Origin of the sequence: Streptomyces sp. NBC_00704, from assembly GCF_036226605.1 — a bacterium.
Lineage (GTDB): Bacteria > Actinomycetota > Actinomycetes > Streptomycetales > Streptomycetaceae > Streptomyces.
The window spans coordinates 396,321-420,733 of sequence record NZ_CP109000.1 but is presented as its reverse complement, the minus strand read 5'-3'; the positions used below and the strand labels follow the sequence as shown (position 1 = coordinate 420,733).

Here is a 24,413-nt window from a genome sequence, read left to right as displayed (position 1 = left end):
CTCAGCGGGTAGCCGCGCGGATATGAACGGGGTAGCAGCGAAGGCGGTCCGGATGGCACCTGTCCCGCCCGACCAGGGATTTTCCTCGACCGAGGGGGCCCCCGCCGAGACCACGGTGGCCCTGGACGGCAAAGACGGCTGCATCGCCAGGGCGCGGCAGCTGACGGGTGAGTTCCTCACCCGTGTCCAGCGCCGGGAAGGCCTGGCCGTGTCCGCCCGGGCCATGGACCTCTCCCAGCTCGTGGTCAGCGAGCTGGTGACCAACGCCCTCAGATACGCGCCGGGCCCGGTCCTGCTGCAGTTGCGCATCGCCGGCGCCGCCGTGGAGATCGTCGTCTGGGACAGCGACCCCGCGCTGCCGACCCCGCACGCGCCCGACCCGACGCGGGTCGGCCAGCACGGCCTGGAGATCGTCCGGGCCGTGGCCGAGGCCTTCGCCGTGACGAGGGAGCCGATCGGCAAGCGCGTCGTCGCCCGCCTGGGCCTGGCCGATCAGCGCTGACCCGGAGCGGATCCGCCGTCGTGCCTGCCCGGCCGGGCAGGCCGAGTGCGCCGGCGGAGCTGTCGACGAAGGGAGGCGCGCTGGGCGGCACCCGCCTTCCGCCCTCGCCGGTCGTGCCGTCGCACGCCCTCCGGCGCGAGCGGGGCGGGCTCAGTCCTGAGGCGGAGACGCGTCGAGCACGCTGAACCGCGTCGGGCCCAGGACGAGCACCCCGTCGGACAGCGGCGTGCAGCGCACGCCCCCCTTTCCGCGCAGGGCTCGCTGCGCACCGGGTCCCACGGTGACGTCCATCCAGGCGCAGGGGCGCGCCGGGCGGTTCACGGCGAAGGCGACCGGGCCCGACGGGCCGTCGAGCACGATCGTCGAGCCGACGAAGGCGTCGATGTCCACGCCGCGCAGCAGGACGTTGCGGCGGGTGTGCCGCAGACCGACGGCCGGATCGATGTGCCGGGGCAGATGCTCCGCGGCCATGAAGGTCACCGAGGCGTCCTTGTGCGCCGGGCGGGCGTAGTACCGGTCGCCGACCAGTCCGAGGCCCCGGCGCACCTGGACGGCCGTCACCGACTCGTCCCGCGGACCGTCGGCCGGACCGTCCGCGGGTCGTCCCGCGAGCCGGTGCGACGCCGAGACCAGCAGCTCCACGATCTCGATCCCGGTCATGGAGGCACTGTAGTCCCGGCGCCGGCCGTCACCGCGTGACGTGTGGCCGTTGCACGCGTCCGTCACACGCGTCCGTCACACGCGTCCGTCACACGCGTCCGTCACGCGTGTGCGTGACTCGTGTCAGGGCCGCAGCGCGAGCGTCGAGCAGTTGGACGAGGCGGGTCTGCCGTCGAGCCGGTCGGCCAGCCAGGAGATCGCCGCGCCCTGGTCCACGAGCAGCGGCGTGAAGTGGTTGATCAGCGCCCGGCCCACGCCGGGCAGGATCACCGGCTTGTACGTGACGTCGGCGCCCTTGGCGCACCAGGCGACGGCCAGGGCCCGTGCCTGTGCGTGCGGCACCAGGTCGTCTGCGGTGCCGGTCGCGACGCGCACCGGCGAGGCCGGCTCGCGGGTCCCGATCCGCTGGTCGGCCAGGAACGCCTTGAGTGCCGGCTCCGAGGCCACGACGTCGCTGATGGACCGGCCGTCCGTGGTCCAGGCCGTGCTGCGGGCCGAGTTGTAGGCGAGCAGGGCGTCGCCCACGCACATCGTCGACAGGTCCTTGAGCGCGGCCCGGCCGGCCGCGTTGAGGTGGGCCTCGGCGATGGGGCGGAGCGCGGGGTCGGACTCCAGGAAGCCGTTCACCGACCAGCCCAGCGCGCCGGCCAGGTCGCTGCCGTCGATGGCCTTGGTGACGGCGGCCAGGTCGGCGGGCGGCGCTCCGGCGTAGGTGCCGGCGAGCACCACGTCGGGAGCGTAGGACGGTTGCAGCTCGGCGGCGGCCGCGGTGGCCCCGCCGCCCTGGCTGTAGCCGAACAGCGCCACCCGCGAGCCGGCGGTGAGCGAGGTGCCGTCGAGGGAACGGGCCGCGCGGACGGCGTCCAGGACGGCATGGGCCTCGTCGACCCGGTTGACGTAGGTGTGCAGCCGGTCGGTCGAGCCGAGGCCCGTGTAGTCGGTGACCACGACGGCGACGCCCCGGGCGAGGAGGCGGTAGATCGCCAGGTCCTCGTAACCGACGGACAGGGTCTGCCCGTTGACGACGAGCGGCCGTTCGAGACCGAGGGAGGCGGCGCACTGGTCGCCCTGGCCCATCGTGCCGGGGGCCACGGCCACCAGCGGTCGCGGGCCGCGGCCCGTCCAGCGGGCCGAGGGTTCGATGTAGGCGCCGGTCACGGCCATGGGCCGGCCGGCGGAGTCGGTGGACTTGTACATCAGGCGGGTCGCGGTGCCGGGCAGCGGTCCTTCGACGCCCGGCAGGCTCAGCGCGAGAGGGAGCGGTTCGAAGCGCACGAGGGCGCCGTCGGCCGCGGGCAGTGCGGCGGGCGGGTCGTAGAACGCGGGGATGGTGACGCCGCGCGAGACCACTGCGTCCGAGGACGGCGACGCGTGGGCGGGCACGGCGGTGACGCCGAGGCAGGCGGCAGCGGTGACGGCTGCGGCCAGCAGGCGGGTGGGGGCGGGCATGGCGGGCCTCCGGGGAGGGGAGGGCCGAGCCTTCGTCTGCGGCTCGGGCGGCGGACGGCCCGGTGGGGTGCGGGCCGTGACGACCGAGCGGTACGGGCGGCGGTCGCCCACCGCCGCCCGCACCGCTCTTAGACGAACTGTCAGGACCGTAGCGAGCGCCGGGTTACCCGGGGTAGCGGTCGGTAGGTTACGGTTGGGTAATATGACTGACCGGTAGCGTGTCGGAACTCTTCGCCGCGGCGGTCACACCTGACGTCCGGCGCGTTCAGAAGCGGGCCATCGGCGGCAGTTCCCGCCAAAACCAGCCCTGGTGGTCGCCTGTCGCTAGCGTCCCGAGCCATGAACACGGACCGCACGCGCGGCGCGCGACTCGGCGACCCCGCCCCACCGAACCACCCCCACGTGCCGCCGCCCGGCACGCACCACTCGCCGACCCAGACGGTGACCGCGGGCGACAACAACACGATCACGCAGAAGAACACCTCGCTGAAGTTCTCCGTCCCGGTCGTCGGGCCGCTGCTCAGCCTGGCGTACACCCATCCGCTGATGGCCGGCCTCCTGGCCGTCGTGCTGGTCGGGGGCGGCGGTGCCGCGGTGGGCGCGGCGCTGCCCGACTCCACGCCCTCGCCGTCGACCTCGCTCGTGCGCGGCTTCGTCATGCAGCGCTCGGACGGCGGGAAGGGCGCCGTCGGCTACGACTTCACCCCCTCGCCGCCCGTCGTCGCCGGCGCCGGCACCGACGCCCTCTACGTCCAGAACGGCTACCTCATGTCCACCAACGGCAAGCTGGCGTCGTGGAGTTCGTCCGAGGTGCCGACGGCCGCGGGCTGCCGCAAGGCCGTCGCGGAGCACCCGACGCGCCAGACCGCCGTGTCCGTCACCTACGCGATGTGCTACCTCGACCGCAACGGCGACCCCGGCTACATCTCCGTCACCGGAACCGACGACACCTCCGTCACGATCGACACCGCCCACCTGGGCTGATCCGCTCCCCAGGGCCGGTCCACCGGCCGGGACCTCCCCACCGGCACGGCAGCGCGGTGTGGTTGACTGCCTGCGTGCTGCACGAGTCGGTCTTCCGCACCACGGACCTGCCGGAGAGCGCCCGGTTCGAGGCGTGGACGGAGCGCATGGGCCGAACCCATGCCCCCATGCACCTCGACAGCGAACGCACGGCGGACTACCGGGGCCGGCAACGCGTGATCGGACTCGGCGACGTGACGCTGTGGCCCGCCACCTTCGACCAACTCGTCTTCCGCCGCACGCCCAAGCTCATCCGCCGCTCGGACCCCGAGACCTACCACCTGTCCCTCCTGCTGAAGGGCGAAGGGGCCGCCGACTGGGGCCGGCAGCGCAGCGCCTACCGCGTCCACGACTTCCACACCAACTCCTCGTCCCGGCCCGGCGAGATATTCACCGGCGCCGACCCCGTCACCATCGTGGGCGTCGAGGTGCCGCGCGCCCTCGTGGCCGTGCCCGACCGCCACGCGGACCGTGTACTCGGCAGCCTCATCTCGGGACGGGAGGGAGTCGGCGCCCTGCTGGCGCAGTTCCTGCTCCAACTCGTCTCGGACACCTCCGTCTACGAGCCCGCCGACGCGCCCCGGCTGGGCACCGTCGTCACGGACCTCGTCACCACCGCGTTCGCGCACGCCGCCGACGCCGACCTGCGCCTGCCGCCGGAGACGCACAGTCGCACCCTCGTCCTGCGCGTCAAGACGTTCATCCGACGGCACCTCGACGACCCCGGCCTGACGCCCGCCACGATCGCCGCGGCGCACCACATCTCCCGCAGCTACCTCTACCGCCTGTTCCAGGCCGAGGGCCTCACCGTCGCCTCCTACATCCGCGACCAGCGACTGGACAACGCCCGCCGGGAACTCCTCGACCCGCGGCTGCGCGCCCTGCCCGTCCACGCGGTGGCCGCCCGCTGGGGATTCCCGCGCGCCGCCGAGTTCACCCGGGCCTTCCGGACCGCCTACGGACTGCCCCCCAGCGAACTGCGCGAACGGGCCCTCACCGTCCCGCACGCCGCCCACCCGCACGGCGACGTGGTGGACACCGTGCCAAGCGTTCGTGGACGCTCCGCCAACGACACCCCGGGCGTCTCTCCCGCATCATGGTGAACACCGCGGCGCTGGTCCGCGCCGTTCCCGGCCGTGCCAGGACAACAGGGGAGTCCTGGCACGGCGGGGCGGAGCGCCCGGTCCCGCACCGGGCCCCGGATGATCGAGTGGTGACGCTCCGGGGGCGGGCGTACCGTCGAACGGTGGACACGACCGCGGACGACACCGTCCGCCGAACTCTCCCCAGGGCCCGCCCCCGTGCGGGCGACACGTCATGAGCAGCGCTCCGCAGCCCACCTCCGCGCCCCGCACCACCGACCGACAGGACGGTGGGGGACACGCGATGGCGCTGCTGGTCATCGCCTCGTGCCAGCTGATGGTGGTCCTGGACATCACCATCGTGAACATCGCCCTGCCGGACATCCAGCGCTCCCTGGACTTCTCCACCACGAGCCTGGCCTGGGTGGTCAACGCCTACACGCTCACCTTCGGCGGGCTGCTGCTCCTCGGCGGCCGCACCGGCGACATCCTCGGCCGACGGCGCATGTTCGTCTGCGGAGTGCTGCTCTTCGTGCTCGCCTCCCTGCTCGGCGGACTCGCCCAGAACGAGGCCCAACTCCTGTCCGCGCGCGCCTTGCAGGGCGTCGGCGGCGCCATCGCGTCCCCGACCGCGCTCTCCCTGGTCAGCACCACCTTCCGTGAAGGCCCCGAACGCAACCGGGCCTTCGGCGTGTTCGCCGCGGTCTCGGCGGGCGGCGGTGCGATCGGCCTGCTCGCGGGCGGCATCCTCGTCGAGTACCTGAACTGGCGCTGGGTGCTGTTCGTCAACGTCCCCATCGGGCTGCTGATCGCGCTGGCCACACCGCGCTGGATCAAGGAGTCCGAACGCCACCCCGGCCACTTCGACGTCGCCGGCGCGCTCACCTCCACCGTGGGCATGGTGCTGCTGGTGTACGGGTTCATCAGAGCGGCGCAGGAGGGCTGGCGCGACCCCTTCACGCTCGCCTCGTTCGCCGCGGCCGTCGTCGTCCTCGCCCTGTTCATCCTGGTCGAACGGCGTTCACGGCAGCCGATCACACCACTGCACATGTTCGCCGACCGCAACCGGGCGGGCACGTACGGCATCATGCTGTGCCTCGCCGCCGCGATCTTCGGCATGTTCTTCTTCCTCACGCTCTTCGTGCAGAACGTGCTCGGCTTCAGCCCGCTCGCGGCCGGGTTCGCCTTCCTGCCGGTCAGCGCCGTGATCGCGGTGGGCGCCGGGCTGGCCTCACGGTTCCTGCCGAAGTTCGGCCCCAAGCCCTTCATGGTGGCCGGCGCGGTGCTGGCGGCCGCGGGCCTGTCCTGGCTGACCCTGACGGACGTGCACTCCACGTACGCGGGCAGCGTCCTCGGGCCGATGCTCGTCTTCAGCCTCGGCATGGGCATGGAGTTCGTCTCCCTCACGCTGATGGCGCTGTCCAACGTCTCCCCGCGGGAGACCGGCGCGGCCTCCGGGCTGCTCAACGCCACCCAGCAGGTGGGCGGTTCGCTCGGCCTGTCCATTCTCGTCACCATGTACGGCACGGCCAGCCGCAACGAGGCCGACAAACAGATCCCCGACTTCCTGGCGCAGGCGACCCCGGCCGAGCGGCTGCGCTTCCGGCGCACCGGCGTGGTCCCCTCGCCCTGGTCCGACGAGATCCTCACGGCGGGCGTCACCGCGGCCTTCGTGATGGCGGCCATCTTCACGCTGCTGGCCGCGCTCGTCGCGGTCGTGGTGATCCAGGTCCGCCCCTCGGACCTGGAGCGCCTGAAGGGCGGCGCGACCCCCGGCGGCGTCTGACCCCAGCCACGCAGGACCGCCCCCTTCGTCCGCCGCTGCACCGCCCCTCGCCTGCCGACACCTGCGTCCGCCCGCGTTCGTCTGCGTCTGTCGCGTTCGTCCGACCCCACGATCACCCCTCGTCCCGCCCGCCGTTCGCCGTCGCGTTCGCGGGTTCCCGCGCCGCGGCCGGGGTTTGCCGTCGGAGTGAGGGGCAACGCGATGTCCATGACTGAACCGAACAGGAAGACGAACCAGGAGTCCGGCACCAAGGGGGCGACGGCCGCCAAGGCCCGCAACTCCGCCGCAAAGGCCACCGCTCCGGCCTCCCAGGCCGCGCAGAGCGCCGCGAGCAAGACGTCCGGCGCCGCTTCCGCCGCCAAGAACGGCGTCGAGCGTTCGGCCGAGGCGACCACCGGCGCCGTGCAGAGCGCGGCCCAGGGCGCGGCGCGGGGCGTCGAGGCGAGCCGCCAGGCGATCGTGACGACGACCGGCCATGTCGCCGCGACCGCCAAGACGGCGTGGACGGTCATCGCCCACCGGAAGCTGGTCGCCGCCGGAGCGGCCGCCGGTCTCTCCGCGCTGACCGCCGCCTCGTACGCCGTCGGCCGCCGCTCCGGCCGGCACACGCACGGCCCGATCACCCGGCTCACCGGCGGCCGGATCTGACCCACCGGTCGCCTCGGCAGAACGGCCCCCGGCGCACCCCGGGGACGCTGTTGGAACCGACCAACAGCGTCCACCCCGTGCCGGGGGCCGGGGCGTGCCGGAGGCCGGGGCGCGTCAGTCCGGGTGGGGCCTGTCCTGACGTTCCCTCATGAACCCTTGTGCTGCGTTCGTGTGACGCATGGTCGGGCGACCGTTCCGCTCCCGGAGCCGGCACCGTCGGCGCACCGACCGACCGGCGGTACCGCAGCGCCGCCTGGCAGACTCCCGGTCGAACCGGTGGCCGGAACCCCTTCGTGTCCCGCCGGGCCGAGGCGACCGTGCCGTCGCGCGCATGGTGCGGCCTTCAGCGGTTACTCCGGTGACATGGCAGCGAGAGCGAATTCCCACGACGGCCGCGCCCAGGCTCCGGCGTCCGGCCGGGAGCAGACGGCGGGTCCGGACGACCGGGTGGAACGCAACCAGCCGGACGAACCGGCGCAGTTGCCGAAGCGGTCCTGGTGGGCCGTGCTGAAGGGCACCGTGCGGGAGTTCCAGGACGACGAACTCACGGACCGGGCCGCGGCGCTCACGTACTACGGCGTCCTGTCGCTGTTCCCGGCCCTGCTGGTCCTCGTGTCGCTCCTGGGAGTGGCGGGGAAGTCGGCGACCGACGAGGTGCTGGACAACCTCCGCAAGGTGACGCCGGGTTCCGCCCGGGACGTCATCAGCGACGCCGTGCAGCAGTTGGAGGGCCGGGGCGGCGTCGGCTCCGTCATGGCGGTCGTCGGACTCGTGCTCGCGGTGTGGTCGGCCTCCGGCTACACCGCCGCGTTCATCCGCAGCGCCAACGCGGTGTACGACATGCCCGAAGGGCGGCCGGTGTGGAAGGTGCTGCCGATCCGGGTGGGCGTGACGGTGGTGCTGCTGGTGCTCGCCGTGGTCAGCGCGCTGATCGTGGTGTTCACGGGCGGCCTGGCCCGTCAGGCGGGCGCAGCGCTCGGCGTCGGCGACACGGCGCTGACGGTGTGGTCCATCGCCAAGTGGCCGGTCCTGGTCGTCCTGGTCACCGTCATGGTGGGGATCCTGTACTGGGCGGCGCCGAACGTACGCGGCCGGGGCTTCCGGTGGATCACCCCCGGCAGCGTCGTGGCCCTGCTCATCTGGCTGGTCGCGTCCGCCGGGTTCGCGTTCTACGTGGCCAACTTCGCCTCGTACAACAAGACTTACGGCACGGTCGCCGGTGTGATCGTGTTCCTGGTGTGGCTGTGGATCAGCAACATCGCGATCCTGCTGGGCCTGGAGTTCGACGCCGAACTCGCCCGTCAGCGTGCCGAGGCGGGCGGTCTGCCGGAGGGCGAGGAACCCTACGTCCGGCCACGGGACACCCGCGCGTGGAGCGAGGAGGACAAGCGCCGGGCGCAGGAGTGACGCGCCCGGGCGCGGGCGGCGGCGCTCAGCGCACCGGGAAGCCGAAGGAGTAGCCCTGCTGCTTCAGCCACGGAAGGACCTCGCGCAGGGCGGCCACGGTCTCCGACCGGTCGCCGCCCGCGTCGTGGAAGAGGATCGTCGGGCCGTTGGAGACCTCGCTCTTGACGGTCGCCACGATGGCGGCCGAGCCCGGCTTCTCGAAGTCCTTGGTGTCGACGTTCCAGCCCAGCGGCCGCATTCCGTGCGAGGCGGCGAGGTTGCGGCTGTACGGGGTGAACGCGCCGCCCGGAGCCCGGTAGTACAGGGGCCGGACGCCGCCCGACGCCTCGGTGATCATGCGTTCGGCGTCCAGGATCTGCTGCGACTGGTAGCTCTCGGACTTCTTGTCCATCGTGGTGTCGTGCGACACGGTGTGGTCGCAGAGCCGGTGCCCCTCCGCCACGACCGCCTTGACCATGTCCGGGTAGGCCTTGGCCTGCGTGCCCACCATGCAGAAGGTCGCCTTGACGCCGTTCTCCCGCAGCACCTCGAGCACTTGCGGGGTCCAGTTCGGGTCCGGCCCGTCGTCCACGGTGATGTTGACGCCGTGGGCGCCGTGGTCGGAGGCGTGGGCGATGTCCACCGACACCTTCGCCGGGACCGAGCCGGGACTGCCCGGGGACGGGCTCGCCGACACGCCCGCGTCCGCGTGCGCGCCGGAGGCGGGACCGGCCTGCGCGGTCCACACCGAGGTGACGGCCGCAACTGTCGTGACCCCGATCGCCGCCGCGAATACCCGGCCGTACCAACCCCGCCCGCCATGCCGCGCCATGTCTGCCCTGTCCTCGTCGTGTCCGTGTGTCCCGTGCAGTTGTCAGGACGGCGAAACGACGCGGCAGGATCCGCCTGTTACCGATTGCGGACACTTCCGCGGGAGTTCGGGGACGAACGAGAGGACGAACGAGGGCCGTACGGCGGTGCGGCGGCGCTCGTCGTCGCCCTTGACGGGCCCGACGCCGGGGTGCGAACGCGCCGCCGCATCCGGGGATCCGGTGAGGTCACCAGGTGTGCGCGACGTCCACCACGAGGTGGTCGGCCTGGCGCAGCACCCGGAACGGCAGGCGGGCCCGCACGCCGAGTCCGAACTGCGTGACGCCCTCGAAGCTCCCGCCGTAGCGGGTGTCCCGGAAGGTGCGGTACCCGGCGAGGTCGACGCCGGGCAGGGGCTGGGCGACCCGGCCCGGATAGGTGGAGGCGCCGGTCTGGACGTCGTACGCGGGCGCGTCGACCCGGATCTCCAGGATGGCCCCGCCGCCGACGGGGATGGGGCGGCCCGAGCCGTCCTGGTAGAGCTGGTCGACGTATCCGACGGAGAAGCCGAGGCGGTCGGCGCTCGCGCCGGGCACGTCGACGACGAACCGGTCGTAGCAGTCGTGGCGGCCGGTGCGCACGTTCGTCACCGACGTGGTGGCGGAGGCGAGGTACGTCTTGCCGAGACTGCCCCAGCCGGTGGGACAGACGACGGCGGCGGCGGGCGCCGCGGTGGCGGGCGCTGCCACGGCGGGAGCCATGGACGCGCCGAGCGTGACGGTGAGAAGGGCGGTGGTGGCCCAGACGGTTCTGCTTCGCATCATGGTCTCCCCCGAGGGATGTGCGTGTCGGACATCTACTGAGACAACCGGAACGCCCCTGGGGTTGCACCCTTTTCCGTCTCGGTGGGCCCGAACGTGTCCGTGCCCCCGGCCGCCGACATCGGCCGGGGACACGGACGGACGGGCGGTCAGCGCGAGGTCAGCCTCCAGAGGTGGTCCGCCGTGCCGTTGTCGGTCCACTGCAGGACCCGCGCGCCCGAAGACGTGCTCATGCCGTCGACGCCGAGCAGCCGGCCGCTGTTGTAGTTGGCGATCTTGTAGTAGCCGTCACGGGCCGGGATGACCTGCCAGAGGTGGTCGGCGGTGCCGTTGTCGCCCCAGATGAGCGCGGTGCCGCCGTCAGCGGTGCCCGCGTTGGTGATGCCGAGCAGCAGGCCGCTCTTCTGGTTGACGATCTTGTACAGGCCCGAACCGGCGGCGGTCAGGGTCCAGTTCTGGTCGGTGGCGGTGGTGGACGTGGACTGCACGACGGCGGTGCCCTGTGCGGTGCCCGCACCGCTGGTGTCCAGGGCGAGTCCGCTGTTCTTGTTGGTGATCTGGTAGCGCCCGGCCAGCGAGGTGTTCGTGCCGCTCGGGGTGATCACCAGGTGGTAGCCGTCGGCGGCGTTCATGGTGACGGGCACGGTGATCGAGCCGCCCGAGACGGTGTAGTTCGCCTCGGAGACGGTGATAGGACCGGGGGAGGCGGTGAGACGGCCGGTGTTCGGGCTGTACTCCAGCTTCACGTGGACGGTGCCGCCGAACGCCGGAAGCGAGGAGAGGCCCTTCACCGTCACGGCGCAGGAGCCGCTGCACCCGCCGGCGACGACGCCGATCTGGTTGCCCGCGCCGTTGAGGGAGGCGATGCCGTCGATGCCGGTCTGGGCGGGAGGCGTGGTGACCAGCATGTTGCCGGACATGTCGCCGTACCACTTGTAGGTCCAGTACGAGCCGTTGGGCGAGCCGCCGGTGTCGGTGAGGGTGTCGCCGAGGGTGCCGTAGTGGTTCCAGAAGGCGAGTTCCGCGTCGCGCACTCCGGCCCGCTCGAACTTGGCGGCGTAGCCGATGAGCGCGCCGCTGTCGCCCATCTCGTCGGGGGTGCCGTACTCCTCGATGTCGATGGGGCGCGGGCTGATGCCGAGGCTCGACTCCAGCGAGCGGTAGGCGGCGACATGGGCGGCGATGCCGGAGCTGCCCTGGAGTTCGTGCCAGGCGATGACGTCGGGGACCGTGCCGCTCGCCTTGGCGTCGGTGAGGAACGAGGTCATCCAGGACTGGTTCCAGGCAGAGTGGCTGGGTCCCTGGATGGGCGTCCTGGCGTCCTTGGCGCGGACCTCCCTGAAGGTGCGTGCCCACCCGTCGTCGAACGCGCCGGCCTTCGCGGTGTCCCAGGTCCAGTCGGGCTCGTTCCACAGTTCGTAGGCGCTGATGTTCGTCGCGCCCGAGGACTGCACGGAGGCGACCTGCTTGTCGACGGCGGACAGCCAGTCCGCCCAGCTCACCCACCGGTAGGGGAAGTTCGGGTACCAGTCCGGCATCCGTACGACGACCTTGGCGCCGGCGCGGGCCGCCTTCGGCGCGACGACCAGGGCGTCGCCGGCCGGCCGGGGCTCGCCGTTGGGCAGCTGGGAGCCGCCCGGCGCCATCTGCACGAACGTGTTCGGCTTCAGCGCCTGGACCAGGCTGTCGGTGGGGGTGGCGTTGTCCGCGAGGCCGTAGAGGCTGCCCGTGGCGACATGGGTGACCGGACGCAGGGTCCGGCCGGCGTCGACGACCAGCGTGGTGGCGGAGGTGGGCGCCGCGTCGGCCGGCGCCGCGGTGGCCAGGGCGGCGGCCGACAGCGCGGCCACGGCGACGCCGGCGCCGAGGCGTACGGGCAGGGGTGATCTGGTGCGGCTCATGAAGGGTGTTCTCCTCATGGAGGGAGAGGGGAGAGGGGAGAGGGGGAGGGAGTGGGAAGGACGGGCTTCAGGGCAGGGGCAGCCGGACGTGCGTACCGCCGCCCTCGCGGCCGGCCCGGGAGCAGTGGGGAGCGGCGGTGAGGTCCCGCTTGAGAAACCGTTTTCTCGTCGTGAAAGTAGAGGGCAGCGGGCCTATCCGGTCAAGAGTCGGGGCAGGGAATTTTTGTTTTCCCCCATGGACTGGCAAAACGCGCCGTCACCTGCCACCATGTCGGGCGACCGCACAGCTCAGGAAAAGGTTTGCTCGTGACCTCTGCTCCAGGCTCTCCCCCCGAAGGCCGGGCCCGGCTGACCGATGTCGCCGCCCTCGCCGGCGTCAGCGTCGGCACGGCGTCGAAGGCCCTGAACGGCGGGGGGCGGATGCGTCCCGAGACGCGTCAGCGCGTGATGGACGCGGTGGCGGAGCTGGGGTTCAGGCCGAACCAGCACGCGCAGAGCCTGCACAGCGGACGCAGCTGGACGGTCGGTCTGATGACGACGGACGGCATCGGCCGCTTCAGCACGCCGGTGCTGCTGGGCGCCGAGGACGCACTGGGAGCGGGGAAGATCTCCGTGCTGCTGTGCGACACCCGGGGCGACGCCATCCGCGAGCAGCACCACTTGCGCAATCTCATGGACCGCCGGGTGGACGGCATCATCGTCGCCGGACGCCGTACCGACCCGCGGCCGCCGCTGCCCGGTGTGGAGTCCGTTCCCGTCGTCTACGCGCTCTCCCCGTCCACCGATCCGTCGGACGCCTCCGTCGTCACCGACGACCGCGGGGGCGTGCGGCTGGCGATCGAGCACCTGGTGTCCACCGGACGCACCCGCATCGCGCACGTCACCGGTCCCGAGCACCACGCGGCCGCCCGGGAACGGGCGCGGTTCGCGGTCGAGGAACTGGCGGGCGCCTCACTGGAGCCGTCGACGGGACGCATCCACTACGGCGAGTGGAGCGAGGCGTGGGGCCGCCGCGCCGCCGACGCGGTGCTGCGCACGGCCCCCGACACGGACGCCTTCTTCTGCGGCAACGACCAGATCGCCCGGGGGGTGGCGGACGCCCTGCGCGAGCGCGGGGTGACGGTGCCGGCGGACGTCGCCGTCGTCGGCTACGACAACTGGGACACCATGGCCCTGGCCAGCCGCCCGCCCCTCACCACCGTCGACACCAACCTCGCCGAGATCGGGCGGATCGCCGCCCTGGAGCTGCTGCGCGCCATCGACGCCGAGCCGCGCCCCGGCGTGCACACCGTGCCGTGCCGGCTGGTCGTCCGCGAGTCCAGCTGAGCCTCGCCGACGGCTCGGGCCCGGCCGCGGGCCCTGCCGGACTCGGGTGGTTCCGGGGCCGGACTCGGGTGGTTCCGGGACGCCGGCCCCTTTGACACCGCCTCGGAGCTTGTGCTCAGCGCACCGACGCTTCGGTACGGTCGCCCTTGACGCCTTGACGCCTTGACGCCTTGACGCCTTGACGCCTTGACGCCTTGACGCCCCGGTACCGGTAGCCGCCGTCGCGGGTGCGGCGTGCAGCGGGAAGGCCCCGGCCGCGCCGCGGCCCCTTCCGTGCTCTCCGCGTCGGGACGCGGTGATCGGGAAGGGACACGCGGCGCGGCCGGGGCCGTCGCACGGATTGCGCTCAGACGTTGCGGCGGTACTGGCCGCCCACCTCGAAGAAGGCGTCGGTGATCTGCTGGAGGGAGCAGACCCGGGCGGCGTCCATGAGGACGGCGAAGACGTTGCGGTCGTTCACCGCCGCGTCCTTGAGGGCGGTCAGCGCCTCGTGCGCCTCGTCACGGTGCCCGGCCTGGAAGGCGCGCACCCGCTCCAGCTGCGAGACCTTCTCCTCCTCGGTCGCGCGGGCCAGTTCGATGACGCCGGGCTCGGCGGTCTCGGCGTGCGGGTTGCGGAACGTGTTGACGCCGATGATGGGCAGGGTGCCGTCGTGCTTGCGCTGCTCGTAGAGCATCGACTCGTCCTGGATGCGGCCGCGCTGGTAGCCGGTCTCCATCGCGCCGAGCACGCCGCCGCGCTCGCTGATCCGGTCGAACTCCTGGAGCACCGCCTCCTCCACCAGATCGGTGAGCTCGTCGATGACGAACGACCCCTGCAAGGGGTTCTCGTTCATCGCCAGGCCCCATTCCCGGTTGATGATCAGCTGGATGGCCAGGGCCCGGCGCACCGACTCCTCGGTCGGCGTGGTGACGGCCTCGTCGTAGGCGTTGGTGTGCAGGCTGTTGCAGTTGTCGTAGATCGCGATCAGCGCCTGAAGGCTGGTGCGGATGTCGTTGAAGTCCATCTCCTGGGCGTGCAGGGAGCGTCCCGAGGTCTGGACGTGGTACTTCAGCTTCTGGCTGCGCTCGTTCGCGCCGTACTTCTCCTTCATGGCGACGGCCCAGATGCGGCGGGCGACCCGGCCGAGGACGGAGTACTCCGGGTCCATGCCGTTGGAGAAGAAGAACGACAGGTTCGGCGCGAAGTCGTCGATGTGCATGCCCCGGGCGAGGTAGGCCTCCACGTAGGTGAAGCCGTTGGCCAGGGTGAAGGCGAGCTGGCTGATGGGGTTCGCGCCGGCCTCGGCGATGTGGTAGCCGGAGATCGACACCGAGTAGAAGTTGCGGACCTTCTGCGCGATGAACCACTCCTGGATGTCGGCCATCATCCGCAGACTGAACTCGGTCGAGAACAGGCAGGTGTTCTGGCCCTGGTCCTCCTTGAGGATGTCGGCCTGGACGGTGCCGCGCACGCTCGCCAGCGCGCGCGCCCGCAGTTCGGCCGCCTCCTCCGCGGTGGGTTCGCGGCCCTCGGCGGCGCGAAAGGCGTCCAGTTGCTGGTCGACGGCGGTGTTCAGGAAGAACGCCAGCACCGTCGGCGCGGGGCCGTTGATCGTCATGGAGACGGAGGTGGTGGGCGCGACGAGGTCGAAGCCGTCGTACAGCGCCTTCATGTCGTCCAGGGTGGCCACCGACACGCCGGAGGTGCCGACCTTGCCGTAGATGTCGGGCCGTTCGTCGGGGTCGCGGCCGTAGAGGGTGACCGAGTCGAACGCGGTGGACAGCCGGGTGGCGGGCTGGCCCTCGGAGAGCAGTTTGAAGCGCCGGTTCGTGCGGAACGGGTCGCCCTCGCCCGCGAACATGCGCGCCGGGTCCTCGCCGTCGCGCTTGAACGGGAACACCCCGGCGGTGAAGGGGAAGCGGCCGGGCAGGTTCTCCCGGCGCCAGAACCGCACCAGTTCGCCGTGGTCGGTGAAGCGGGGGAGCGCGACGCGCGGGATCTTGTTGCCCGACAGGGACTCGCGGGTCAGCTTGGTGCGGATCTCCTTGTCGCGGATCCGCACCACCTGCTCGTCCCCGGAGTAGGCGGCCACGACGGCCGGCCACTCGCGGAGCTGCTCGGCGACCGGGCGCGGAAGGTCGCCGCGGGCGGTGTCGAGGAGCGCGTGCACGTTCGCCGCGTCCGCGCCGGCCTCGGCGAGTTCGCCGCTGACCGTCTCCAGCCGCTGCACCCGGCGCGCCGCCTCGGCCAGCCGCTCGGTCTCGGCGTGATAGGCGCGGACGCTCTCGGTGATCTCGGCGAGGTAGCGCACGCGGTCCGCGGGGACCACCTGCCGGATGCCGGAGGAGTGGCGCACGTCCACGGGCGCGAGCCGGCCCTCCGAGAGCGGCAAACCCTTCTCCGCGAGAGCGGCCTTGAGGTACTGGTGCAGGGCGGTGACGCCGTCGTCGTTGAAGGTGGCCGCCGAGGTGCCGAAGACCGGCATGTCCTCCGGCCGCTTGCCGAACGCCTCGCGGTTGCGCACCAGTTGACGCCCCACGTCACGCATCGCGTCCTTCGCGCCGCGCCGTTCGAACTTGTTGATCGCCACGACGTCGGCGAAGTCGAGCATGTCGATCTTCTCGAGCTGCGAGGCGGCGCCGAACTCCGGCGTCATCACGTACAGCGAGGTGTCGACGAACGGCACGATCGCCGCGTCGCCCTGGCCGATGCCCGGTGTCTCCACGATGACCAGGTCGAACCCGGCCGCCTTGACCACGTCGATCACGTCGGACAGGTGCTCCGGCAGCTCATGGCTGCCGCGGGTGGCCAGGCTGCGGAAGAACACCCGGTTGCCGTCGAGCGAGTTCATCCGGATCCGGTCGCCGAGCAGCGCGCCGCCGCCCCGCCGCCGGGTCGGGTCGACGGCGATCACCGCGATCCGCAGCTTGTCCTGCTGGTCCACCCGGAACCTGCGCACCAGTTCGTCGGTCAGCGACGACTTGCCCGAGCCGCCGGTGCCGGTGATGCCCAGCACCGGGGTGGTGCGCCCGGCCGCCGTGGCCCGCACCTGGTCCGTGAAGTCTTCCGGCAGCTTGCCGAGTTCCGCGCCGGTGATCGCGCGGGCGACGGCGAACCGGTCGCCGGCGAGCACCCCGGCCGCGTCGGCCGGCTTGGCGTCCCACAGGTCGAAGTCGCAGTCGCGGACGACGGAGTTGACCATGCCGGCCAGGCCCATCCGCTGCCCGTCCTCCGGGGAGAAGATCGTCACCCCCCGCGCGCGCAGCCGGGCGATCTCCTCGGGGACGATGACGCCGCCTCCGCCGCCCACGACACGGACGTGCTCCGCCCCGCGCGCGTGCAGCGACTCGACGAGGTACTCGAAGTACTCCACGTGTCCGCCCTGGTAGGAGGAGACGGCCACGCCGTGCGCGTCCTCCTCCAGCGCCGCGTCGACGACCTCCTGGACCGAGCGGTTGTGGCCGAGGTGGATCACCTCCGCGCCCTGGGACTGGAAGATCCGCCGCATGATGTTGATCGATGCGTCATGCCCGTCGAACAGGGCCGAAGCCGTGACCAGACGGACGGGGTGCACGGGCCGGTGCAGATCGCTCATGGGGCCTTCCCAGACAGGTCACGGTGACGCCTACTGAGAAAATAGTAGGACGTCCTAGTAAATAGGGCGAGCGGTGTGACCAGAAGCACAGACCGTGCGCCGGGGAGGGGGAGCCGGAGGAAGGGGGGAGCCGAGCGGTGGGGACGGCGGGGAAAGCCGGGAAGCGCGCCGCGGGGCCGGCCCGGGGGCGGCCGGACGGCGCCCCCGGCTCCGGCCTCGGCCGGCCGGGGCGACCGCCCCGCCGGCCGGACGGCCCGCCGCTCGGATCAGAGCTGGCCGGACGCCGAGATCGTGATCTTCGCCGAGGTGCCGCCGCCACGGGAGCCGAGCCCCTCGATCTTCTTCACGAGGGCCATGCTGTCCTCGTCGGCGACCTCGCCGAACACCACGTGCTTGCCGTCGAGCCAGTCGGTCACCACCGTGGTGACGAAGAACTGCGAGCCGTTGGAGTTCGGGCCCGCGTTGGCCATGGACAGCAGGCCGGGACGGTCGTGCTTGAGCTGGAAGTTCTCGTCGGCGAACTTCTCGCCGTAGATGCTCTTGCCGCCGGTGCCGTCGCCCCGGGTGAAGTCGCCGCCCTGGAGCATGAACGCCGGGATGACCCGGTGGAAGGAGGAGCCGGCGTAGCCGAAGCCCTTCTCGCCGGTGGCCAGCGCGCGGAAGTTCTCCGCCGTCTTCGGCACGACGTCCTCGAAGAGGTTGAAGTTGATGCGGCCCGCGGGCTGGTCGTTGATGGTGATGTCGAAGTAAACCTTGATCGTCATACCTCTATCCTGCACGGTCCCCTCCGTGCTGTCGCACCGCGGGGTCCCGTGTCGCCCCGCCCCCGCCCGCGCGGGCGCCCCCGCCCACCGCCGCCCGGCGCACCGCACACCGCGCTGATCTGCGCAGACGCCGATCCCGGAATCAGTCGACCGGCCAGGTGTGCGCCGGGGCGTTGAGATGCATGTAGTCGATGTACTGCCGCGTCATCCGCCGCAGCGCCTCGTGGCGGCCCGCGTGGGCGGCCGCCGTGATGCGACGGAACGTCTCCTTCTGCCACACCGCCCCGTTGCGGCCGGTGACACAGCGCTGCTCGATGATGCCGAGCAGCGGCTCCCGCCACGCGGCGTCCATGCCGGAGTGCTCCAGGCCCCGGTGGGCCAGCGGCAGCAGACGGCGCAGGACGAGCTCGGGCACCGGCACCTCGCCCATCCCCGGCCAGTACAGCCGCGCCTCGATCCCGTGCCGGGCCGCCGCGTGCAGGTTGTCCTCGGCGGCCTGGAACGACATGCGCGACCACACCGGCCGCTCCTCCTCCACCAGAGCGCGGGTGATCCCGTAGTAGAAGGCGCCGTTGGCGAGGGTGTCGGCGACCGTCGGGCCGGCCGGCAGACAGCGGTTCTCCACCCGGACGTGCGGCTGGTCGTTCGCGACGGCGTACACCGGCCGGTTCCAGCGGTAGATCGTCCCGTTGTGCAGGGTCAGCTCGGCGAGTTCGGGGACGTCCCCGGCGGCCAGCGTCTCGCGCGGATCCTGCTCGTCGCACAGCGGAAGCAGCGCCGGGAAGTAGCGCAGGTTCTCCTCGAAGAGGTCGAAGACGCTGGTGATCCAGCGCTCTCCGAACCAGACCCGCGGGCGCACGCCCTGCACCTTGATCTCCTGCGGGCGGGTGTCGGTGGCCTGCTCGAACAGGGGGATCCGGGTCTCGTGCCACAGCTCCCGGCCGAACAGGAACGGCGAGTTCGCCGCCAGCCCCACCTGCACGCCGGCGACCGCCTGCGCCGCGTTCCAGTAGGGGGCGAACTCGTCGGGGGAGACCTGGAGGTGGAACTGGGTGCTGGTGCAGGCGGCCTCGGGCGTGATCGTGTCCGCGTACGTGCGCAAGCGGTCCACGCCGTCCAGCTCGATGCGCAGATCCTCGCCCCGCGCGGCGAAGACCTGGTCGTTGAGCAGCCGGTAGCGGGCGTTCTCCGACAGCGCCCCCTCGCCGACGTCCTGCTGCCGCAGGGTCGGCAGGATCCCGACCATGATCAGATGAGTGCCGACCGACGCGGCGCGCTCCTCGGCGTGATTGAGCGCGGCACGGATCTCGGACTCCCAGGCGTCCGGACCGCCCTGGGTCAGACGGCGCGGCGGGACGTTGATCTCCAGGTTGAAGCGGCCCAGCTCGGTGGACCAGGCCGGATCCGCGATCGCCTCCAGGACGTCGTTGTTGCGCATCGCCGGCTCGGCCTCGTCGTCGACGAGGTTCAGTTCGATCTCCAGACCCACCTGCGGCCGCTCCGACTCGAACCGCGACTCGCGCAGCATCTGCGCGAACACGTCGAGGTTCTCCTGCATCTTGATCCGGTACCGGCGGCGGTCCTCGCGGGTGAAGACCAGCGCCGGGACATCTCGTCCCATCGGCCCTCCCGGCTCGCCCGGCGGCGGACGCCTCGTGCCTCCAGCGTCGCACCGCGGGCCGCCCCGCACCACGCGGGACGACGGGCACCGCCGGCGGGCCGGCCCGGCCCGCCGCAGCGTCCCGGCCGGACGCCTCAGCCGGGACCGGACTGCGGCCCGGTGAGGCGTCGCAGCTTCCGTTCGGCGTCCCTGGCCTCCCGCCCGGCCGCGGTCACGGCGTCCGCCGCCGCCCGGCGCCGCTCGTCGGCCGTCCGGCGCTCCTGCTCCGCGCCGTGCAGGTCCTGTTCGGCCTGCCGCATCTCCCGCTCGGCCCGCCGCAGGTCCCGCTCCGCGTCGTGCAGCCGCTGTCCGGCGTCGGCGTGCTGCCGGCGTGCCCGGTCCTGGCGGTCCTGAGCGCGGTGCAGCTCGTCCTCGGCCCCGGCCAGCGCCGCCCGCAGGTCGCCGAGGCGGCGATCGGCGGCCTCGGACGCCCGGCGTGCCTCGGCCTCCTGCTCCCGGCGGCGCCGGCGCCGTTCGGCCAGTTCGTCCTGTCTCCGGGACGACTGCGAACGCTGCGACCGCTGCGACGACTGTGAGGACCGGGACGAACGGGGGGATCGGGGCGAGGGTTCGGGCGGGTCCGACCGGGACGAGCCCGGCGGCCGCTTCGCGGATCCCGCCCGGGCCGGTCCGCCGGTCGCCGCGCCGGTGACGGAGGGGAACTCCGACGGCGGGGTGAGGGCGCTCTCCAGTCGGCCCGCCGCCCACCGGTCCGCCGCGTCCTGGTCGGCGAGCACGGCCCGCAGCGTCGCCTCGACGTCCTGCCGGGCCGCGTCCGAGAGCCGGTGCCCGGCCTCGGCCGCCAGCTCGGCGGCCTGCCGGGACAGGGCGGAGACGACGCTCCGGCGCTGCTCGGACAGCTCCCTGATCCCCTGGGCGTCCAGATTCCCGTAGGCCTCGCGCAGTGCCCGCCCCAACTCCAGGAACCGCCGGCTCTCCTGTTCCCGCGCACGCAGCAGCAGGTTCGCCGCCCAGGCCGCGAGGGTCGGACGGCGGGCGGCATGCAGGCGGCGGGCGTCCTGCGGACGTCCGCCGGTCCTCGCCGCGAGGGCCAGTCGCTCGCGCAGGGGGACGAACTCGGACGGCGGAGCGGCGTAGAGCTCGTCGAGGGCCGCCTCCACGTCCTGCGTCTCACTGGGCCGCGCGCTCTTGCGCACCATGATCGCCAGCTTCCCCCCGCCGGGCCGCTCACGCATGTCGGCCGGACGCCGGGCTCCCCGGAAGACGCCCGACACGGCCACGGCGTTCCCGCGCCGCCCCGGACCGGGCGGACTCGCCGACGTTCCGTCAGACCGGAAGCGCCACGCGGGACGCGGGTCGTGGCCGCGCGTCCGGGCGCTGGAGGTGTTCGCCGCCGTCGGAGGGCAGGCCTTACCGCGGGGGCCGTGGTCCGCCGCTCACCGCATGCGTCGTCACCCGAGCCGGAGCAGACTGAGGGAATGACTGGCATGTACACCAAGCAGCAGGCGGGCGGCGCGCCCGTGGGCCGGGGTGCTCCTTCGCAGTCAGTGGCGCTCGCGGCCATGATGTTCGCGGTGGCGATGACGTTCATCGACCAGACCATCGTGGCGATCGCGACGCCGGACATCGTCGACGAACTCGGACTGTCCGCGTCCGGGATGCAGTGGGTCGTCAACGCCTACCTGCTGTCCCTGGCCGCGTTCTTCGCGCTCGGCGGACGACTGGCCGACCTGTTCGGCCCCCGGCGCATCGTCGTGGTGGGCACCGTCGTGTTCGTGGTCTCGTCCGTGCTGTGCGGCTGCGTCCCCCGGGGCGACTTCGCCCTGAGCTGGCTCATCGTCTTCCGCGCGACCCAGGGGCTCGGCGCGGCCCTGCTCTTCCCCGCCGCGCTGGCGGTGGTCGTCGCGGTGTTCCCGGTGGAGCGGCGCGGCCGCGCGCTCGCCCTGTTCTTCGGCGTCACCGGGGCCCTGACGGCCGTCGGTCCGCTGCTCGGCGGCTGGCTCACCGACTGGACCTGGCGGGCCATCTTCTGGGTCAACGTGCCCGTGGCCGTCGTCGCGCTGGTCCTCACCGCGCTCGCCCACGTGTCCGACCGCCGCCGCGACGAGCGCCTCGACGTGCCCGGCGCCGTGCTCGTCGCTCTCGGCATGGGCGCCAGCGTGCTGGGCTTCCAGCAGGCGTCGGCGTGGGGATGGGACAGCGCGTACACCTGGATCTGCATCGTGGGCGGCCTCGGTGTGCTGTGGCTGTTCTGCCGCTACGAACTGCGCACGGCCCATCCGCTGGTCAAGCTCGCGGTCTTCCGCGACCGGGCGTTCGTGGTCGACGGGCTCGTGCTGTTCTTCGCCATGCTCGCCTTCGTCCCGCTGTTCTTCTTCGCCTCCGTGTACGCCCAGGTCTCCCTGAGCGCGTCGCCCAACCAGGCCGCCCTGTACCTGCTGTACTTCTTCGTCGGTTTCGCGCTCGCCTCGCAGTGGGGCGGGCGGATCCTCGACAAACGCGGCGCGAGGCCGACGATGAAACTGGGCTGCGTGGTCGGCGCCGTCGGCTTCGCCCTCTGGGCCGGGAAGCTGACCGACCTGTCCATGCACGACCAGTGGCCCTACGCGGGCCTCGCGGGGGCCGGTATCGGCTTCATCCTCGCGCCCGCCTCCACGGACGCCGTCAACCGGGCGATCGACGCCTCGTACGGCGAGGTCACCGGCATCACCCAGACCATCCGCAACTACGCGGCGAGCGTCGGACTGGCCCTGTTCGGCACGCTGCTGACCCACGCCATGACCGACAACGTCAGGGACACGCTGGAATCGCACGGAGTGCCGTCGTCGGCGGCGGGGGACGCGGCGAGGAACGTCGCGGAATCGGTGACCGGCAGCGGCGACGACCGCCCGCTGAGCGGCGGCGGCGCGGTCGCGCAGACGGTGCGGGAGCAGATGGCCGCGATCCGCATGGACTTCGCCGAGGCCAACCAGTACGTGTTCTACGGAATGGCCGTCGCGCTGGGCGTCGGCTACCTGTGCGCGCTGCGGCACCCCGGCGGCAGGGGGACCGACGAAGAGGCGACGAAGGAGGGTGCCGCTCGCGGCTGAGGGCACGGGCCCGGCGGGTCGGCCGCACGGCCGGGGAAGCGGACGGTCCGCGGCCCCGGCCCGTGCGTCAGCGGCTGCGCAGTGCGCTGGTGGTGAAGAATCCCGTGGCTGCGGCGCTGACCAGAGCGCAGACGGCCAGGAGAGCGGTACGTCGCATGGAGGGGCCTTTCCGGTGATGACGGCTGGGTTCTGCCCAACGCGGGCCGGCCCCCCGTCGGTTCGCCGGTGGAGCGAAGCCACTCGTACGGACGCGCCCAGGCGTGTTCGGCCCGCTCCGGACGGGAGGCACGGCTCGCCCCGGACGGGAAGCATGGTTCGCCGCGCACGGGAGGCACGGCTCGCCCCGGACGTGAAGCACGGCCCGCCCCGGACGGGAAGCATGGCCCGCCCCGCACGGGAGGCATGGCCCGCCCCGCACGGGAGGCACGGCTCGCCGCGGACGCGAAGCACGGCCCGCCTCGGACGGTAAGCATGGCCCGCCCCGGACGTGAAACACGGCTCGCCGCGGACGGGAAGCATGGCTCGCCCCGCACGGGAGGCACGGCTCGCCGCGGGATCGGCGCATCATCGCCGGTGCGCAGACCCTGGCCGGCGGTCCCACCGCACCCGACGGCCGCCGCCGCCCACCCCATGAGCGGCGCCGCGCCTGCCGGCGGACCGGAACGTGGGCCTCCGGTCGGACGGTTCGTCGGGCTCACGTCCTCGCCGGCAGCGGTCGCCGGAACAGGTAGGCGGCCGCGGTCGTCACGAGGACGGCCATGCACGCGATGAACACCAGCCCGGCGCCCTCCAGACCGAGCGGGTCCGTCAGCAGGCCCACGCCGATCACCGGCACCGAGATCCCCGTGTACGCCACGACGAAGAGCGTCGAGATCACCGCCGCCCGCTGCTCCGGCGGGGACGCCTCGGCCACCGCCGACAGCGCCGCGCGGAACGCCAGCCCCTGCCCCGCGCCGCCCACGAGCGCGCTCAGCACCACCAGCGCCGGCGACTCCCAGCGCAACGCGCCCGCGAGCAGCGCGAGACCGGCCAGCAGCGCGGCGCAGCCCAGGGGCAGCGCCCGCCGCACGCCGACCCGGCCGACGGCCGACTGCCCGCCCGTCGACGCGAAGAACGCCAGCGCCACGACCAGTCCGCTGACGGCGTGGTCGGTCACGTCGAGGGACTCGGCCAGGAACGCGGGACTGACCGAGGTGAACACGCCGAACAGGGCGAACCCCGCGAACGACGCGGTCGCCGCCGGCCCGAACACCGCCCGCACCTGCGCCGGCAGGGCCGGTCGCCGCGGCCGCACGCTGCTCACGGGCCTGCGCTCGGGCACCGTCTCCGGAAGCCGCGCCACCACGACGGCCGAGCCGGCCACGAGGACCAGATGCACGAGGAACGGCAGGTACAGCGGCCAGGGGGCGTACTGCGCGAGCAGTCCGGCGAGCAGCGGACCGCAGCCCAGGCCGCCCATGTTGGCGGCCGTCGCCACAAGGGTGGCCCGGGAGGCCCCGCCCCGGGGGGCCAGGTCCATGACGTAGGCCGTCGCCGCCCCGGTGAACAGTCCGGCCGACAGCCCCGACAGCAGCCGCCCCGCGTAGAGCCAGCCCAGTCCGGTGGCGCACAGGAAGCAGACCGCGCTCGCCGCCGCGCAGCCCAGGCCCCACAGCAGCACCGTCCGCCGGCCCACCGTGTCCGAGGCGTTGCCCGCCAGCAGCAGCACGCCGATGACGCCGAAGGCGTACACGGCGTACACGACGGTGACCGTCAGCTCGGAGAAGCCGAACTTGTCCTGGTACAGGCCGTAAAGGGGGGTCGGCAGCGTGGTGCCGGCCATGCAGACGGCGAACACCGTGCCGCCGAGCAGACAGGGGAGCCATCGTCGGCCATCACGGTCCATGCCGGCGACAGTAGTACCGCGACCGCCGCGACCGCCGCGATCCGGGCCCGCTCGGACGGCGAGTCGTCACGCCGGGCCCGGCA

At 72.7% G+C, this 24,413-nt stretch carries 18 protein-coding genes; 8 read left to right on the top strand and 10 right to left on the bottom strand.

The features are described 5' to 3' along the window. Positions 1–52 precede the first annotated feature (52 nt). Positions 53–502, top strand: a complete 450-nt coding sequence (locus OG802_RS01680) for an ATP-binding protein (RefSeq protein ID WP_329406425.1) — start codon at positions 53–55, stop codon at positions 500–502. Between the two features lie 150 nt (positions 503–652). Here OG802_RS01680 and OG802_RS01675 read toward each other — a convergent pair whose 3' ends face one another. Both OG802_RS01675 and OG802_RS01670 read right to left on the bottom strand, forming a co-directional pair. Continuing rightward, positions 653–1,162: a molybdenum cofactor biosysynthesis protein gene (locus OG802_RS01675; RefSeq protein ID WP_329406423.1), complete on the bottom strand. Its 510-nt coding sequence runs from the start codon at positions 1,160–1,162 to the stop codon at positions 653–655. Positions 1,163–1,285: 123 nt separating this feature from the next. Continuing rightward, entirely contained in the window at positions 1,286–2,611 is a 1,326-nt protein-coding gene (locus OG802_RS01670) for an alpha/beta fold hydrolase (RefSeq protein WP_329406422.1), read from the bottom strand. Positions 2,612–2,950: 339 nt separating this feature from the next. On the opposite strand from OG802_RS01670, the gene OG802_RS01665 reads away from it, so the two are divergent. The 5 genes from OG802_RS01665 (at position 2,951) to OG802_RS01645 (ending at position 8,557) form a co-directional block, all read left to right on the top strand. Beyond that, positions 2,951–3,595, top strand: a complete 645-nt coding sequence (locus tag OG802_RS01665) for a hypothetical protein (protein ID WP_329406420.1) — start codon at positions 2,951–2,953, stop codon at positions 3,593–3,595. 74 nt (positions 3,596–3,669) lie between these two features. Continuing rightward, positions 3,670–4,737 (top strand): AraC family transcriptional regulator, encoded by a 1,068-nt coding sequence (locus tag OG802_RS01660; protein ID WP_329406417.1) that lies wholly within the window; start codon positions 3,670–3,672, stop codon positions 4,735–4,737. A 214-nt stretch (positions 4,738–4,951) separates the two neighbouring features. Beyond that, complete coding sequence (locus OG802_RS01655) at positions 4,952–6,502, top strand: MFS transporter (protein WP_443055160.1); 1,551 nt, start codon at positions 4,952–4,954, stop codon at positions 6,500–6,502. A gap of 201 nt (positions 6,503–6,703) precedes the next feature. Continuing rightward, a complete protein-coding gene (locus tag OG802_RS01650) occupies positions 6,704–7,150 on the top strand; it encodes a hypothetical protein (protein ID WP_329406415.1) in 447 nt (148 codons plus the stop codon). 363 nt (positions 7,151–7,513) lie between these two features. Next, positions 7,514–8,557 (top strand): YihY/virulence factor BrkB family protein, encoded by a 1,044-nt coding sequence (locus OG802_RS01645; protein ID WP_329406413.1) that lies wholly within the window; start codon positions 7,514–7,516, stop codon positions 8,555–8,557. A 25-nt stretch (positions 8,558–8,582) separates the two neighbouring features. Here the strand turns inward: OG802_RS01645 and OG802_RS01640 are convergent, their stop codons facing one another. From OG802_RS01640 to OG802_RS01630, 3 genes are all read right to left on the bottom strand, one after another. Further along, on the bottom strand, positions 8,583–9,368 hold the full coding sequence (locus OG802_RS01640) for a polysaccharide deacetylase family protein (RefSeq protein ID WP_329406412.1): 786 nt from the start codon (positions 9,366–9,368) through the stop codon (positions 8,583–8,585). Between the two features lie 226 nt (positions 9,369–9,594). Further along, positions 9,595–10,170 carry an AMIN-like domain-containing (lipo)protein gene (locus OG802_RS01635; RefSeq protein WP_329406411.1) on the bottom strand — a complete coding sequence of 192 codons (576 nt, stop codon included), beginning with the start codon at positions 10,168–10,170 and terminating at the stop codon, positions 9,595–9,597. A 146-nt stretch (positions 10,171–10,316) separates the two neighbouring features. After that, on the bottom strand, positions 10,317–12,068 hold the full coding sequence (locus OG802_RS01630; protein ID WP_329406409.1) for an RICIN domain-containing protein: 1,752 nt from the start codon (positions 12,066–12,068) through the stop codon (positions 10,317–10,319). 306 nt (positions 12,069–12,374) lie between these two features. Between OG802_RS01630 and OG802_RS01625 the strand changes: the two genes are divergently transcribed. Next, a complete protein-coding gene (locus OG802_RS01625; RefSeq protein WP_329406407.1) occupies positions 12,375–13,394 on the top strand; it encodes a LacI family DNA-binding transcriptional regulator in 1,020 nt (339 codons plus the stop codon). A 346-nt stretch (positions 13,395–13,740) separates the two neighbouring features. On the opposite strand, the gene icmF is transcribed toward OG802_RS01625, so the two are convergent. The 4 genes from icmF to OG802_RS01605 all read right to left on the bottom strand — a co-directional run bounded on the left by icmF (position 13,741) and on the right by OG802_RS01605 (position 20,555). Continuing rightward, positions 13,741–16,971, bottom strand: coding sequence for a fused isobutyryl-CoA mutase/GTPase IcmF (gene icmF / locus OG802_RS01620; protein WP_329406406.1), 3,231 nt, complete (start codon positions 16,969–16,971; stop codon positions 13,741–13,743). Between the two features lie 266 nt (positions 16,972–17,237). Continuing rightward, positions 17,238–17,735 carry a peptidylprolyl isomerase gene (locus OG802_RS01615; protein ID WP_329406404.1) on the bottom strand — a complete coding sequence of 166 codons (498 nt, stop codon included), beginning with the start codon at positions 17,733–17,735 and terminating at the stop codon, positions 17,238–17,240. A 142-nt stretch (positions 17,736–17,877) separates the two neighbouring features. Next, a complete protein-coding gene (locus OG802_RS01610) occupies positions 17,878–19,356 on the bottom strand; it encodes a glutamate--cysteine ligase (RefSeq protein ID WP_329406402.1) in 1,479 nt (492 codons plus the stop codon). A gap of 134 nt (positions 19,357–19,490) precedes the next feature. Next, a complete protein-coding gene (locus OG802_RS01605; protein WP_329406400.1) occupies positions 19,491–20,555 on the bottom strand; it encodes a hypothetical protein in 1,065 nt (354 codons plus the stop codon). 288 nt (positions 20,556–20,843) lie between these two features. Here OG802_RS01605 and OG802_RS01600 point away from each other — a divergent pair, with 288 nt between their 5' ends. Beyond that, positions 20,844–22,445 (top strand): MFS transporter, encoded by a 1,602-nt coding sequence (locus OG802_RS01600; protein WP_329416888.1) that lies wholly within the window; start codon positions 20,844–20,846, stop codon positions 22,443–22,445. A 694-nt stretch (positions 22,446–23,139) separates the two neighbouring features. Here OG802_RS01600 and OG802_RS01595 read toward each other — a convergent pair. Then, on the bottom strand, positions 23,140–24,330 hold the full coding sequence (locus OG802_RS01595; RefSeq protein WP_329406398.1) for an MFS transporter: 1,191 nt from the start codon (positions 24,328–24,330) through the stop codon (positions 23,140–23,142). Positions 24,331–24,413: the final 83 nt, after the last annotated feature.

What these genes read in the sequence shown, in the direction of transcription:
- OG802_RS01605 (WP_329406400.1), bottom strand. Translation starts at nt 20,555, where the DNA reads ATGGTGCGCAAGAGCGCGCGGCCCAGTGAGACGCAGGACGTGGAGGCG.
- OG802_RS01670 (WP_329406422.1), bottom strand. Translation starts at nt 2,611, where the DNA reads ATGCCCGCCCCCACCCGCCTGCTGGCCGCAGCCGTCACCGCTGCCGCC.
- OG802_RS01645 (WP_329406413.1), top strand. Translation starts at nt 7,514, where the DNA reads ATGGCAGCGAGAGCGAATTCCCACGACGGCCGCGCCCAGGCTCCGGCG.
- OG802_RS01665 (WP_329406420.1), top strand. Translation starts at nt 2,951, where the DNA reads ATGAACACGGACCGCACGCGCGGCGCGCGACTCGGCGACCCCGCCCCA.
- OG802_RS01635 (WP_329406411.1), bottom strand. Translation starts at nt 10,170, where the DNA reads ATGATGCGAAGCAGAACCGTCTGGGCCACCACCGCCCTTCTCACCGTC.
- icmF (WP_329406406.1), bottom strand. Translation starts at nt 16,971, where the DNA reads ATGAGCGATCTGCACCGGCCCGTGCACCCCGTCCGTCTGGTCACGGCT.
- OG802_RS01680 (WP_329406425.1), top strand. Translation starts at nt 53, where the DNA reads ATGGCACCTGTCCCGCCCGACCAGGGATTTTCCTCGACCGAGGGGGCC.
- OG802_RS01615 (WP_329406404.1), bottom strand. Translation starts at nt 17,735, where the DNA reads ATGACGATCAAGGTTTACTTCGACATCACCATCAACGACCAGCCCGCG.
- OG802_RS01600 (WP_329416888.1), top strand. Translation starts at nt 20,844, where the DNA reads ATGTACACCAAGCAGCAGGCGGGCGGCGCGCCCGTGGGCCGGGGTGCT.
- OG802_RS01650 (WP_329406415.1), top strand. Translation starts at nt 6,704, where the DNA reads ATGTCCATGACTGAACCGAACAGGAAGACGAACCAGGAGTCCGGCACC.
- OG802_RS01640 (WP_329406412.1), bottom strand. Translation starts at nt 9,368, where the DNA reads ATGGCGCGGCATGGCGGGCGGGGTTGGTACGGCCGGGTATTCGCGGCG.
- OG802_RS01610 (WP_329406402.1), bottom strand. Translation starts at nt 19,356, where the DNA reads ATGGGACGAGATGTCCCGGCGCTGGTCTTCACCCGCGAGGACCGCCGC.
- OG802_RS01630 (WP_329406409.1), bottom strand. Translation starts at nt 12,068, where the DNA reads ATGAGCCGCACCAGATCACCCCTGCCCGTACGCCTCGGCGCCGGCGTC.
- OG802_RS01655 (WP_443055160.1), top strand. Translation starts at nt 4,952, where the DNA reads ATGAGCAGCGCTCCGCAGCCCACCTCCGCGCCCCGCACCACCGACCGA.
- OG802_RS01675 (WP_329406423.1), bottom strand. Translation starts at nt 1,162, where the DNA reads ATGACCGGGATCGAGATCGTGGAGCTGCTGGTCTCGGCGTCGCACCGG.
- OG802_RS01595 (WP_329406398.1), bottom strand. Translation starts at nt 24,330, where the DNA reads ATGGACCGTGATGGCCGACGATGGCTCCCCTGTCTGCTCGGCGGCACG.